Annotated in this window: 9 protein-coding genes; 4 read left to right on the top strand and 5 right to left on the bottom strand. The window is 70.0% G+C overall.

The genetic code is table 11. From position 1 onward, the window contains the following. Positions 1-113: 113 nt before the first annotated feature. The 5 genes from ACGFY9_RS09855 to ACGFY9_RS09875 all read right to left on the bottom strand — a co-directional run bounded on the left by ACGFY9_RS09855 (position 114) and on the right by ACGFY9_RS09875 (position 6,734). Positions 114-911 (bottom strand): endo alpha-1,4 polygalactosaminidase, encoded by a 798-nt coding sequence (locus tag ACGFY9_RS09855; protein ID WP_393753207.1) that lies wholly within the window; start codon positions 909-911, stop codon positions 114-116. Next, positions 908-1,558, bottom strand: a complete 651-nt coding sequence (locus tag ACGFY9_RS09860; RefSeq protein WP_393753208.1) for a spherulation-specific family 4 protein — start codon at positions 1,556-1,558, stop codon at positions 908-910. Before ACGFY9_RS09860 ends, ACGFY9_RS09855 begins: the two co-directional genes overlap by 4 nt. Next, positions 1,555-3,078 carry a hypothetical protein gene (locus tag ACGFY9_RS09865; RefSeq protein ID WP_393753209.1) on the bottom strand — a complete coding sequence of 508 codons (1,524 nt, stop codon included), beginning with the start codon at positions 3,076-3,078 and terminating at the stop codon, positions 1,555-1,557. The genes ACGFY9_RS09860 and ACGFY9_RS09865 overlap by 4 nt, the downstream gene beginning before the upstream one ends. Beyond that, positions 3,075-4,601, bottom strand: a complete 1,527-nt coding sequence (gene pelF, locus ACGFY9_RS09870) for a GT4 family glycosyltransferase PelF (RefSeq protein ID WP_393753210.1) — start codon at positions 4,599-4,601, stop codon at positions 3,075-3,077. Before pelF ends, ACGFY9_RS09865 begins: the two co-directional genes overlap by 4 nt. A 105-nt stretch (positions 4,602-4,706) precedes the next feature. Beyond that, a complete protein-coding gene (locus ACGFY9_RS09875; RefSeq protein ID WP_393753211.1) occupies positions 4,707-6,734 on the bottom strand; it encodes a hypothetical protein in 2,028 nt (675 codons plus the stop codon). 354 nt (positions 6,735-7,088) lie between these two features. On the opposite strand from ACGFY9_RS09875, the gene ACGFY9_RS09880 reads away from it, so the two are divergent. From ACGFY9_RS09880 to ACGFY9_RS09895, 4 genes are all read left to right on the top strand, one after another. Beyond that, positions 7,089-8,606, top strand: a complete 1,518-nt coding sequence (locus tag ACGFY9_RS09880; protein WP_393753212.1) for a leucyl aminopeptidase — start codon at positions 7,089-7,091, stop codon at positions 8,604-8,606. A gap of 304 nt (positions 8,607-8,910) precedes the next feature. Next, positions 8,911-10,299, top strand: coding sequence for a dihydrolipoyl dehydrogenase (gene lpdA, locus ACGFY9_RS09885; RefSeq protein ID WP_393753213.1), 1,389 nt, complete (start codon positions 8,911-8,913; stop codon positions 10,297-10,299). Positions 10,300-10,356: 57 nt separating this feature from the next. Beyond that, a complete protein-coding gene (sucB, locus tag ACGFY9_RS09890; protein ID WP_393753214.1) occupies positions 10,357-12,159 on the top strand; it encodes a 2-oxoglutarate dehydrogenase, E2 component, dihydrolipoamide succinyltransferase in 1,803 nt (600 codons plus the stop codon). Between the two features lie 737 nt (positions 12,160-12,896). Continuing rightward, complete coding sequence (locus tag ACGFY9_RS09895) at positions 12,897-13,520, top strand: GntR family transcriptional regulator (RefSeq protein ID WP_329248148.1); 624 nt, start codon at positions 12,897-12,899, stop codon at positions 13,518-13,520. The last annotated feature ends 30 nt before the right edge of the window (positions 13,521-13,550 follow it).

The following is a 13,550-nucleotide window of genomic DNA, read 5'->3' on the forward strand; positions in this document are numbered from 1 at the left end:
CGGGTGCGTGGGGGCTGGTCGCGCCCACGCGGCGGTAGCCGCACATCAGATACAGTCCCGCGCCCCTGAGTTGGCTGCCTTCAGCCATGTTCGACAGGACCCGGCACTCGTGTTCAACAAGACCTGCGCCACGCGCCCAACTCGTACTTCTTCTCCAGTGAACTCAGCTTCAAGCGGCGGGAGTCGGCGCAGAAGCGGGCTGTCGGGAGGTCGTACTCGACGTGGAAGACGGCCTTGTTCGCCTTGATGAAGGGGGTCAGGGTGTCGCACTCGTCGTACTGGGCGCACTGTTCGTTGACCGCGAAGTCGAAGTCGGTTACCAGGGCGGGGATTTGGTCCAGGTCGTTCTTCAGGCCTACTGCCATGCCTCGGTCGTGGGCGAGTTTCGCGATGAGGCGGTTGTAGCGGAGTTGGTCGGCTGCCTTGAGGGGGAAGCCGGTGTCGTTCTGGTAGCCGTCCATGTTGTCGGGTTCCACCGCGTCGAAGCCCTTCTCGCGGCACATGTCCAGGCGGGCCGCCATCAAGGGTTCGAGGACGTCCGTGTTGCGGATGTCCAGCCAGCGTTCGCCCTTCCAGCCGTTGCCCTTGCCCAGGACCGACTTGGGGAACTTCTTGGCGTCGGGGCGGAAGTCCTCCCAGGCGCCGGTCGAGATGTAGCAGATGACCTTGCGGCCCTTGTCGTGCAGCGCGGTCACCGTCGCCTTGGAGTGGTCGAAGCCGTCGATGTCGTAGACCGGGACATTGACGGAGGTGTCCAGGCGGCCGCTCAGTTGCCACTGCCAGGCCACGCCCGGGCGGGGCTGCCAGCGCTTCCCGGTGGTCTGCGTGGGGGTCGGCTTGTCGTTGGAGGTGGTGGTGCAGCCCGCGAGGAGCAGGAGGAGCAGGGCTAGCGGCAGGGTGGGGCGTCTCACTGAACGGGCTCCAGGGTGTGGGGCAAAGTACCCCACGGATGATCTCCCACGCCCGGTACCGCGCAGTGCACCGAGGCCCCTCGGGCTCGGGCCTCCGCTTCGAAGTCGGCGTCGGGTGGGACGCCGTAGACGAGGTGGCCGAAGCGGATTCCCGTTGTGCCTCGCCAGGGTTGGGGCGGTAGTCGGCGGTACGTCGTCCAGGGGCCCTCGAAGGTCACCAGGACGTCGGCTATGCGGGCGTACGACGGGTGCGGGGTCGTGCCGTGGTTCAGGACGAGTGTGGCGCAGCCTGTGCCCCAGGCGGCCGTGGCGATGCGCTGGTAGTGCCTGAACTCCCGCTGGTCTGCTGCCACTTGGTCCAGGAAGGCGCCGTCCGTGTCGTACCAGTCGTGGTAGTGGGTCAGGTCTTCTACTACGTCTGTGTAGGGGCGGCGGCCGTAGTCCGTGTCCGTGTAGCCGAGCAACCGTACCTCCGCCGCCCGGAGTTGGGCCGCCACCTCGGCGAAGGCCGGGTCCGGGGCTTCGCCGGGGCCGCTGGCCGGGTTGAGGACCACGGCGTAGAGGCGGGGGGCTGCCGCCACGATCGCGGCCCACTCTGCGGGGCGGACGGTCGGGTGTTCGTAGTACGGGACCAGGAGTTGGCTCATCGGTGTGCCGTTACCCTGCCCAACAGGGCGCAGACCAGGGCCGCTTGGACCGCCGCCGCCGTGCCGTACACATCAAGGGCTATCCAGTGTGGGCCGGCTGTGTGGGTGAGGAGTGCCAGGGTTTGGGCTACGGCTGCCGCGCTGCAGGTCGCTGCCGCGGCGAGGACCGCGCCGAAGGACTGTAGGAGCAGGCCTGTCCACAGGACCATGCCGAGGAGGAGCAGGGCGGTGAGGCTTACTCCGTTGAGGCTCGGGGTGTTGGGCCAGAGGGCGGTGGCCAGGAGGGTCAGGGCGGAGAGGGCTGCCAGGTAGGCGGTCAGGCACAGGGTGAGGGTTTGGCCTGTTGTGCGCCAGAAGGCTTTTGGGGTGCGGGTGTTGCGTAGGCCGGTGAGGCTGCCGCTGCGGAAGCGGTACAGGAGCCACTCGGCTGGGCCCATGCTCAAGGTTAGGGCTACTGCGGCTGGGGCTGCGGCCGCGCTGTGTGTTTTGCCGGCGAGGATGTCTCCTAGGGCGGCGTAGAGGACCAAGGCACCGCTGCTTAGGCCGAACAAAGCGAACGGTAGGGATGCTGTCAGTCGGGGGGACATTGTTGATTTTTGGCTGCGGGTGCGTTGTGGCTGGTCGCGCCCACGCGGCGGTAGCCGCAAATTAAATACAGCCCCGCGCCCCTTAAGGGCAAGGCCCTCAGGGCTTACTTCCAGTAGAGCCAGTATCACTACCGCCAGTAGGGAGCCCAGCAACAAGGTCAGTCTTGCTTCGTCCGGGATCTCGTGGGCCATGGCCACCACCGCGCCCGCCGCCATCGGCAACAGCGTTGCCAGCAAGGCCCGTTCGCGGCCCATGACCAGCAGGACTGTGGCTGCGCCGAGGTAGCAGGACTGGCCTGCTGCGAAGGCCACAGCCGCCGGGTGGGCCACGCCCGCGACCGCCAGCGCTACCGCGGCACCCAGGAGGGCACCCAAAGGGGCGCCGACGAGGAGGCTGTGGCGAGCCGCCGGCTTGTCGCCCAGGCCGAGCCAGGAGTACGCCCGGTGGGACACGCCCTGGTTCCAGGTCCAGCCGACCAGGGCGCCGGAGAGGAGGGGGAGGGTGCCGGCCGGGAGGCCGAAGGATTCGGGGTGGCCCGCGAGCAACGGGGCCCCGAGGACGTAGCCGAAGCCGGGAAGGGCGAAGACGACTCCTCTCAACAGGCAGCCCAGGAGGCCTACTTGCCAGGGGTCGTGGACGGGGCCTTCGGGTTCGGGGAAGCGGCGGGGTACGCGTTCGCACAACTCCTCCGCCAGAGCGAAGGAGTTCTTGACGCCGTAGCGCTCGCGTATCTGGTCGTCCGACATGCCGTCGGACTCCAGGAGGGCGGCGATCTCGTCGGGGTGCACGGCCGCGGCGACGAACTCGTCGAGGCGTTCGGCGAGTTCGTCGATCGGGTCGGGCTCGGCCCAGCTCGGCGAGGGGCGTTGCTTGGGGACACCGGGGAGGGTTTCCGAACTCGCGCCGGGCGGGAGCCAGATGGAACCTGTCACCAGTCCGTTCCGTCCGTGGCGACCGCCTTGTACCACGGATCGCGCAGTTCGGCGGTCCAGTCGGCGACGGTCTCGACGGTGGGCTCGTACACCTCGGGGCGGCCCGCGAGCTCCTGGTAAATAGTCCGGAAATTGTCCACGGATCGACGCAACGTGAAGCGCTCGATAACCCTCTGGCGGGACAACTCGCCCAATTTCAGGCGGCGTTCGTCGTCGCGAAGGAGGGTGAGAGCGGCGGCGGCCATCTTCTCCGGCTCGCGCGGCGGGACGACGAGGCCGGTGTCGCCGACGGCCTCGCTGACTCCGCCGACGTCGGTCGAGACGGTCGTACGGCCGCAGGACATGGCCTCGATGATGGAGAAGGGGAAGCCTTCGGAGATCGAGGACAGCATGACGACGTGGCCTGCCGCGTACGCGCGCCAGACCTCGCTGATGCGGCCCTCGAAGGTGACGCCGTCGGTGACGCCCAACTCGGCGGCGAGCTTTTCGAGTCTGGTGCGGTAGGCCTCGCCGCCGGCCGGGACGGGGCCGAAGAGGCGCAGCCTGGTTTCGGGCATTTCGGCGCGGACGGCGGCATACGCGCGTAGAAGTGTTTCGAGGTCCTTGATGGGGTCCACGCGGCCGCACCAGGAGAGGGTGGGTATCTCCGGTTCGGGGCCCGCGTGCGGGAAGGCGGCCGGGTCGACACCGTTGTAGACCGTGCGGATCTTGTCGGCTTCGGCGCCGCCGCGCTCCTCCCAGCGGCGGTTGTACTGGTTGCACGGGGTGATCAGGTCGGCGGCCTTGTACCCGTGGGAGTTCAGCTCGCGGTAGAAGCCGAACATGAAGGCCTTCACGGGCCAGCGCTGGCCGTCGCGGCGGTAGCCGAGGTAGCGCTCGCGCAGGTAGATGCCGTGCTCGGTGAGGAGGAAGGGCACTCCGTCGAGCTTCTTGGCCGCGAGTGCGGGCAGGGTCGCCAGGCCGCTGCTGACGGCGTGGGCGACACAGTCCTCGGGGATGCGGACGCCGAGCGGGCGAAGTGCGTGCTCCAGCAGGTCCGTCGCGGTGAGCGCGTCGTGAACTGTGGGGCGGGCGGCGGCCGTTGCCAGGTGCGGCATCGTCCAGATCCACATCAGCGAGCGCAGCGCCGTCTCGGTGCGCAGGGCCGCCGACAGGCGTCCTTGGCGGGCGAGTTGGGCGAGATCGTAGAGGCTCTCACCGAAGTCGCAGTGCGCCTCGGGGTCGAGGAAGGAGAGCAGGAACCGCTCGTAGGAGTCGACGAAGCGGCGGCGGGCGGCACCGTACAGGCCGTGGTTGCGGCGGCCGGGGCGCGGGCCCCAGGTCGGCACGGAGGTGTGCCGGTAGGCGTTGGACGGCAGCTCCCAGGTCACGGGTTCGCGACCGCTGCCGGTGAGCGACAGGATGTGGAAGTCGACCTCGGGCATGCCCTTGACGAGCTGGTCGCACCAGGTGCTGACCCCGCCGTGGACGTGCGGATAGGTGCCTTCGGTGAGCATGGTGACATGACGGCCTGTACGCATCATGCGAGTTCCCCCCTGCGGAACTGTTGACGGCTCTGGGGCGTACCCCGGCCGGTCTGTGGGGGGCCGGGGTACGCGTGATGCCTGGCTGCGCTGCGTGTCGTGGGGTCAGGCGGGCAGGTTCAGCGTGAGAGCGGTCTGCGTAAGCTCCGGCGCGGTCCAGGCCGAGCGCTCTCCCGCGTACGGCGTCCCGAACGCGGTGGTGCCGAGGGGCAGTTGCTTGGTGGTCCCTTCCGGTGCGGTCAACGGGATCTGGATCCCTGTGGGGGCGTTGACAGTGACGGTGGTGCCGATCCGGTACGCCTCGACATCGCCGTTCGTGAGGGCGGTCTGCCAGGCGGCGCGGTTCTGGAGTTCGGTGCCGATCGCGCTCTCCCGCAGGTTCTCCAGCGGGGTGTTGTCGGCGAACAGCGCCTGGTAGCCGGCGAGCACCTTGTCCAGCACCGGGTAGAGGACGCGGTCCTCGGCCAGGTTGGACTGGTGCGCGTAGTGCGGGAGCGGGTCGTTGCTGATGGCGTGGCCGAGGTCGGTGGCCGCCTCCTGCGGGACGATGTAGTCGTCGTAGCCGGTGGCGGTGTCCAACGGGGCTGACAGGCAGGTCGAGTCGGGGTTGTTCTCGCAGGTGCCGCTGCCGCCGTCGGCCGTGGAGGTGTAGATCCAGTTGTACTCGTCGGCCATCTCGGCCTTGGTGCCCGCGTTGTAGTACACGTTCATCGGGTAGCGGGGCACGGTGAGCGTGTCGCCGACGGCCCGCTGGTCGCTCTCGCGGGAATGGTCGGAGCCCGTCCACTTGATGCCGTTGGCGGCGAGGGCGCCGGCCAGGTTCGGGTTGTCGTCGGGCTGCTGCGGCAGCGTCTTGAGGCCCGAGTGCTCACCGGTGACCAGCTCGTCCCGCTCGACCGGAAGGCCGTTCGCCAGCGCCCAGTCGTAGTTGTCGGCGATCTCCGCGGAGATGTCGGCCTGGCTCATGTACTGCGTCGAGCCGTCCGCGTTCTTCGCGCAGCTCCAGGGCACGGTCGTCAAGTCCTGGACGCAGCCGAGGAATTCGTGGGTGTACGTGTGGTTGATCCAGCGGAAGTCGGCCTTGTCGGCGAGGAGTTGGTCGGTGAGGGCGTCCGTGCCGCCGTTCTCGCTCTTCCAGTCCTCGCCCAGGCCCGCGTTGAAGGCCATGTCGAGAGTGAAGCCGTGGTCCTGCTCCCACTGGGCCGCGTACACCGCGTCGGCCGCGGTCATCCGGATCGGCGAGGCCGTCGAGCCCTCGCCCGAGGCACAGTCGTAGTCGCCGGGCGTGCAGTTGAGCTCGGTGTCCCAGCGGTCGTCGGGCGCGAAGACGTCATCGACATGCACGGAGAAATAGTTGCGCGCCTGGCCCAGGTGTACGCCCTGAGTCAGCCATTCGACGATGCCGCGCGCCAACACCCGGAACTGTTCCTGGTATTGGTTGTACGCGAAGGTCAGCACCAGTTCACGGCGCCCGTCGTGGGCGTACTCGCCGACCAGGCTGCCGCGCCCGGTACCGCCCGGTACGGCGGTGTCGACGTAGCTCGTGAAACCGGTCCGAGGCGTGGCCACGAAGCCGTAACTCTCCTGCACGGACGAGGAGTTGTCCTCGAACGTGAGCGGCCCGTCAAGATAGCCGAAATAGTCCGCCTTGCCGTCGGCGGTGACATCTGCCTCATGCCCGTCGAGTGCCCCGGAGTAGGCCGCGTAGTCGAGACCGACCTCCGGGTGCGCCCACGTGTAAGCGTCGACCTGCGGGATGCCGTACGTCGTCTCGTAGGCGTCCAGCGCGGTCTGTTCCGCCGAACTCGTGCCGAACGGCGCCTCGTTGGGCAGCACGACGCCCTGGTACTTCGCGCGGGGCGCGCCGTCGACCGTGTCACTGAGGAAGGCCGCGTCGATCGTGGGGCGGCCCGAGTCGTTCAGGTTCACAGTCGTGTACGGAATGCCCTCGCTCTTCAGCTGGGCGGCGACGGCCTCGACGGGACTGTCCCCGTTGTCCACCACCAGTACCTTGAGATCGACGCGCGGCTCGCCGGCGGCCGACGCGCCTGGTGCCTCCAGGCCCAGCACCAGCAGTCCCGCGGCCGCCAGTACCGCGGCCCCGGTTCTCCACCTGTGCGTTCTCTGTGCCATGCCGTCCCTCCCCCAAGCGATCCCCCTGTGGTCGTCTCGCGGAGGATCCGTGGAAATCATGCAAATCGATGAGCATGTCGCCCACATGAACCTCACGAGTGTGGCGCAGGACATCCAGGGTGAGGATCGAGAAGTGGCCACTCCGCTTCCGATAGGCGAACCCCTCGCGGGAACCGGTGAACCCCCCGCCGGGAACGACCCGTCACACCCACGCGCGTACGCTCGTCCTGGGCGCTCCACCAGCCCCCTATGCCCACCACCGCCGCAGGTCGGAAATAGGGTCGGCTGTCGGGCCCGGTCGACCCACCCCGATCGACCACAGGAACTTCACATCGGAAGCGAGAATTCACCACTGTGACTGCTCTCACTCTCAGCACCGCCGCGGCGCCCGGCCTGCGGGCCGACGCGATCGTGATCGGTGTCGGCAAGGGCGGCAAGGGCCCGGTCGTCGCACCGGGCGCCGACGCCGTGGACAAGGCGTACGACGGCAGGCTCGCCGGCGTCCTGGAGACCCTGGGCGCCTCCGGTGCCGAGGGCGAGATCACGAAGCTGCCCGCACCGGCCGGCTTCAAGACCCCGCTCGTGCTCGCGGTGGGACTCGGCGCGGAGCCCGAGGAGGGCGAGGAGTACGGCGCCGAGGCGCTGCGCCGGGCCGCCGGCGTCGCCGCCCGCGCGCTCACCGGCGCCAAGAAGGCCGCCTTCGCGCTCCCCCTCACCGACGCCGCCGACGCCGGCGCGATCGCCGAGGGCGCGCTGCTCGGCGCGTACTCCTTCGACGCGTACAAGGGCAACGGCAAGGACGCCAAGGGCAAGGCCCCGCTCGGCGAGGTCGCCCTGCTCGGCGGCAAGCCGCGCGACAAGGAGTACAAGGCGGCCGTAGAGCGTGCTCTGGCGGTCACCGAGGAGCTCAACCGCGCCCGCGACCTGATCAACACCCCGCCGAACGACCTCGACCCGGAGGCCTTCGCCGCCGTCGCGCAGACCGCGGCGAAGGAGCACGGCATCAAGGTCGAGGTGCTCGACGAGAAGGCCCTGGAGAAGGGCGGCTACGGCGGCATCCTCGGCGTCGGCGCCGGTTCCGCGGCCGGTCCGCGCCTGGTGAAGCTTTCGTACACGCACGCCGACGCGACCAAGCACCTCGCGTTCGTCGGCAAGGGCATCACGTACGACTCGGGCGGCATCTCGCTCAAGCCGGCCGGGCACAACGAGACGATGAAGTGCGACATGAGCGGTGCGGCCGCGGTGTTCGCCGCCGTCGTCGCCGCCGCACGTCTGGGCCTCGCGGTCAACGTCACCGGCTGGCTCGCGCTCGCCGAGAACATGCCGTCCGGCTCCGCGACCCGGCCCGGTGACGTGCTGCGGATGTACAGCGGCAAGACCGTCGAGGTCCTCAACACGGACGCGGAGGGGCGGCTTGTCCTCGCGGACGCGCTGTGGGCCGCGTCCGCGGAGAAGCCGGACGCGATCGTGGACGTGGCGACGCTGACCGGGGCGATGGTTCTGGCTCTGGGGAGCCGGACGTTCGGTGTCATGGCGAACGACGACGCGTTCCGGGCGGCGATCGTGGACGCCGCCGAGGAAGTCGGCGAGCCGTCGTGGCCGATGCCGTTGCCTGAGCACCTGCGCAAGGGGATGGACTCTCCCACCGCCGACATCGCGAACATGGGTGAGCGGATGGGTGGGGGGCTCGTCGCCGGGCTGTTCCTGCGGGAGTTCGTGGGTGAGGGGATCACCTGGGCGCACGTGGACATCGCTGGGCCTGCGTTCAACGAGGGCGGGCCGTTCGGTTACACGCCCAAGGGCGGTACGGGGTCTGCGGTGCGGACGTTGGTGCGGCTTGCGGAGCTGACTGCTGCCGGGGATCTGGGCTGACGTTCTGCGCCTCATAGCTCGATGCCTTAGGTGCGTGGGCGGCTGCGGGACGGCCTGTGGCCGGTCGCGCAGTTCCCCGCGCCCCTAAGGTGTCGCCCCTTAGGTGTGTCATCGCGGAACCGTCTCTCATGTGAGCGTGTGGTGTCTCACACCCGGGCCCGGCGTCTCGTTGGGCCCCGACAGGTGCGAAGATGGGCTCGGCAGGACAGGGCCCCCACCACAGGGCCGAAGAAAGAGCGGCCGGACACCAGCCGCCGACCGGTCACCGCTGACCGGCGTGGCGCACATGCATGGAGGACGTGACGTGGCGAACGACGCCAGCACCGTTTTCGACCTAGTGATCCTCGGCGGTGGTAGTGGCGGGTACGCCGCGGCCCTGCGCGGGGCCCAGCTGGGTCTGGACGTCGCCCTGATCGAGAAGGACAAGGTCGGCGGCACCTGCCTGCACCGAGGATGCATCCCCACCAAGGCCCTGCTCCACGCGGGCGAGATCGCCGACCAGGCCCGCGAGAGCGAGCAGTTCGGCGTCAAGGCCACCTTCGAGGGCATCGACGTACCGGCCGTCCACAAGTACAAGGACGGCGTGGTCTCGGGCCTGTACAAGGGACTCCAGGGTCTGATCGCATCCCGCAAGGTGCACTACATCGAGGGTGAGGGGCGGCTCTCCTCCCCCACCTCCGTCGACGTCAACGGCCAGCGCGTCCAGGGCCGCCACGTCCTGCTGGCGACCGGCTCCGTGCCGAAGTCGCTGCCGGGCCTGGAGATCGACGGCAATCGGATCATCTCCTCGGACCACGCCCTCGTCCTGGACCGCGTCCCGCAGTCCGCGATCATCCTGGGCGGCGGTGTCATCGGCGTGGAGTTCGCCTCCGCGTGGAAGTCCTTCGGCGCCGACGTGACGATCATCGAGGGCCTCAAGCACCTCGCTCCTCTTGAGGACGAGAACTCCTCCAAGCTTCTTGAGCGCGCGTTCCGCAAGCGCGGCATCAAGTTCAACCTGGGCACCTTCTTCTCGAAGGCCGAGTACACCGCGAACGGTGTCAAGGTCACCCTCGCCGACGGCAAGGAGTTCGAGGCCGAGGTCCTGCTCGTCGCCGTCGGCCGCGGGCCCGTCTCCGCCGGTCTCGGCTACGAGGAGCAGGGCGTCGCCATGGACCGCGGCTACGTCCTGGTCGACGAGTACATGCGGACGAACGTGCCGACCATCTCCGCCGTCGGTGACCTCGTCCCGACACTCCAGCTCGCGCACGTCGGCTTCGCCGAGGGCATCCTGGTGGCGGAGCGTCTGGCCGGTCTGAAGACCGTTCCGATCGACTACGACGGTGTCCCCCGGGTGACGTACTGCCACCCCGAGGTCGCCTCCGTGGGCATCACCGAGGCCAAGGCCAAGGAGATCTACGGCGCGGACAAGGTCGTCGCTCTGAAGTACAACCTCGCGGGCAACGGCAAGAGCAAGATCCTGGGCACCTCGGGCGAGATCAAGCTCGTCCAGGTGAAGGACGGTGCCGTGGTCGGCGTCCACATGGTCGGCGACCGCATGGGCGAGCAGGTCGGCGAAGCCCAGCTGATCTACAACTGGGAGGCGCTGCCCGCCGAGGTCGCCCAGCTGATCCACGCCCACCCGACGCAGAACGAGGCGCTCGGCGAGGCCCACCTGGCGCTGGCCGGCAAGCCTCTCCACTCCCACGACTGACCCCCTCGGTCGGACGACGACACAGACTTCCGCAATTCGTAAGGAGCAACCGAAACCATGGCGGTTTCCGTAACCCTTCCGGCGCTCGGTGAAAGCGTCACCGAGGGCACTGTCACCCGCTGGCTGAAGGCCGAGGGCGAGCGAGTAGAGGCCGACGAGCCGCTGCTCGAAGTGTCGACCGACAAGGTCGACACCGAGATCCCCTCGCCGGTCGCCGGTGTGCTGGCCTCCATCAAGGTGGCCGAGGACGAGACCGTCGAGGTCGGCGCCGAGCTGGCCGTGATCGACGACGGTACCGGCGCTCCCGCCGCCTCTCCGGCCCCGGCCGCCGAGCCCGAGCCCGAGGCGGCTCCCGAGCCGGCCCCGCAGGCCGTGGCCCCGTCCACCGAGCAGGCGGCCCCGGCCCCCGCTCCCACCGCCGAGGCCACCGCCGGTGCCGGTTCCGCCGAGGGCACGGACGTCGTCCTGCCCGCGCTCGGCGAGTCGGTCACCGAGGGCACCGTCACCCGCTGGCTGAAGGCGGTCGGCGAAGAGGTCGCCGAGGACGAGCCCCTCCTGGAGGTCTCGACCGACAAGGTCGACACCGAGATCCCCTCCCCGGTCGCCGGCGTCCTGCTGGAGATCCTGGTCGGCGAGGACGAGACCGCCGAGGTCGGCGCCAGGCTCGCCGTCGTCGGCGCCCCGGGTGCCGCTCCGGCGGCCGCCCCGGCCCCCGCCGCCCCGGCGCCCGCTCCGGCGGCTGCCGCACCGGCTCCGGCCCCCGCGGCTCCGGCCGCTCCGCCCGCCCCGGCTCCGGCGCCCGCTCCGGTCGCCGCCGCTCCGGCTCCGGTCGCCCCCGCCGCCCCGGCCCCCGCGCCGGTCGCGGCTCCGGCTCCGGTGGCCCCGGCCGCTCCGGCTCCCGCCGCCGCGCAGGCCACGGACGACGGCGCCTACGTCACCCCGCTGGTGCGCAAGCTCGCGTCCGAGAACGGCGTGGACCTGTCCACCGTCAAGGGCACCGGCGTCGGCGGCCGTATCCGCAAGCAGGACGTCATCGCCGCCGCCGAGGCAGCGAAGGCCGCTGCGGCAGCCCCGGCTCCGGCCGCAGCCGCCGCGCCGGCCGCCACCGCCAAGAAGGCCCCCGTCCTGGAGGCCTCCCCGCTCCGCGGCCAGACCGTCAAGATGCCCCGCATCCGCAAGGTCATCGGCGACAACATGGTCAAGGCGCTGCACGAGCAGGCGCAGCTGTCCTCGGTCGTCGAGGTAGACGTCACGCGCCTGATGCGGCTGCGGGGCCAGGCGAAGGACTCCTTCGCCGCCCGCGAGGGCGTCAAGCTCTCCCCGATGCCGTTCTTCGTGAAGGCGGCGGCCCAGGCGCTGAAGGCCCACCCGGCCATCAACGCCCGGATCAACGTCGAAGAGGGCACGATCACCTACTTCGACACCGAGAGCGTCGGTATCGCGGTGGACTCCGAGAAGGGCCTGATGACTCCGGTCATCAAGCACGCGGGCGACCTGAACATCGCCGGTATCGCCAAGGCCACCGCCGAGCTCGCGGGCAAGGTCCGGGCGAACAAGATCACCCCGGACGAGCTGTCCGGCGCGACCTTCACCATCTCCAACACCGGTTCGCGCGGCGCCCTGTTCGACACGATCATCGTGCCCCCGAACCAGGTCGCGATTCTCGGCATCGGTGCCACGGTCAAGCGCCCGGCGGTCATCGAGACCGAGGAGGGCACGGTCATCGGCGTCCGCGACATGACGTACCTGACCCTCTCCTACGACCACCGCCTGGTGGACGGCGCGGACGCCGCCCGCTACCTGACGGCGGTCAAGGCGATCCTGGAGGCGGGCGAGTTCGAGGTCGAGCTCGGCCTGTAGTCAGCCGCCAGCTGGTTTGTTGTTCGTACGGTGCCCCCGTCCCGGAGCTTTCCGGGCGGGGGCACCGTGTGTTTCCTACGCGGGCAGCAGGTCGTACATCGCGTTCAGGCAGTCCTGTGAGGCGCGTTCCCCGGCCCTCGGGGCGACGCCTGCGAGGAATGAGCCCGGTGTTCCACATGCCGGGCCCCGGCCCCGGACGGCGCCCACGTGGCCGGCAGAGGGGCCGGGGCCGCGGCGCCGGCGTGCGTACCCGGGACATGCGGTCGAGCACCCCGACGTACGATCCCGTCGAGCGCCGGTACCAAGCCCTGGCGTCGCCGCCGGGCGTGGTACCGAGCGCGTGTCGACGGCGCCGCTCTCCCGCCTGTCCGAACCGGCGACGCGGAAGCCGCAGCCGACTTGGCCGAACCCCTGGGAGCGACCCGTCTCACGAAGACGCGGGCGCCGCCGGGGCCGGGTGCCGGCCATGATCCGTAGCCGCGCGGCGTCCGCCATGCCCGCACGCCGGAGTGAGCGCCGGTCGACAACCGGTCACCCCACCGCCAGCAGCCCGGGACCCCGGGCTCCGCTCGAACTCCCCAGTTCATCGCGCCCCCGACGCCCCGCAGGGCACCCGCGCCAGCCGCCCCACCAGCGTGTAAGTCTCGTCTCACCTGCATGAAAGCGCCCCCGTGCGCCCCTCCCGAGCGGGTGTGCGGCCTTATTGTCTAAACGTCAAACGCCCTTAAGGAGCTCTCATGACCGCGCCCGTCGTCCACTCGCTGCGCGAACAGATCCGCGAGCACATCGTGGAGGGGATCGTGAGCGGTCGCTGGAAGCCGGGCGAGCGGATCGTGGAGCGGCGGATCGCGACGGAGCTTGAGGTCAGTCAGACGCCGGTGCGGGAGGCGTTGCGCGAGCTGGAGTCGCTGCGGCTGATCGAGTCCGCGCCGAACAAGGGCGTACGGGTCCGGAACCTGACCGCGGCCGACCTGGAGGAGAGCTACCCGGTGCGGGCCGGTCTGGAGGCGATCGCGGCGGAGCTTGCGGCCGAGCGGCTCGCCGCGGACTGCTCGGCGCTCGAACCCCATGTCGCCGCGCTCTACGAGGCCGACCGCGACGCCGACGGGACCGGCCAGGTCCGCCACACCGTCGGCTTCCACCGCGAGCTGGTCCGCGCCGCCGGCAACTCCGTGCTGCTGCACACCTGGGAGGGCCTCGGCATCGAGGTGTTCACCGCCCTGTCGATCCGCTGGCTCGGGACGGTCCAGCAGTCGTACGCGGAGGAGCACGAGGAGTTGGTGGCCGCGTTCCGGCGCCGGGATCCGCGGATCGCGGAGCTGGTGAAGGCGCATGTGCTGGGCTGCGCCCCGCGCCCGTGACGCAGCCGAGCGCATCCACGCTCACCTGCG

Source organism: Streptomyces sp. NPDC048504, assembly GCF_043200035.1.
GTDB lineage: Bacteria > Actinomycetota > Actinomycetes > Streptomycetales > Streptomycetaceae > Streptomyces.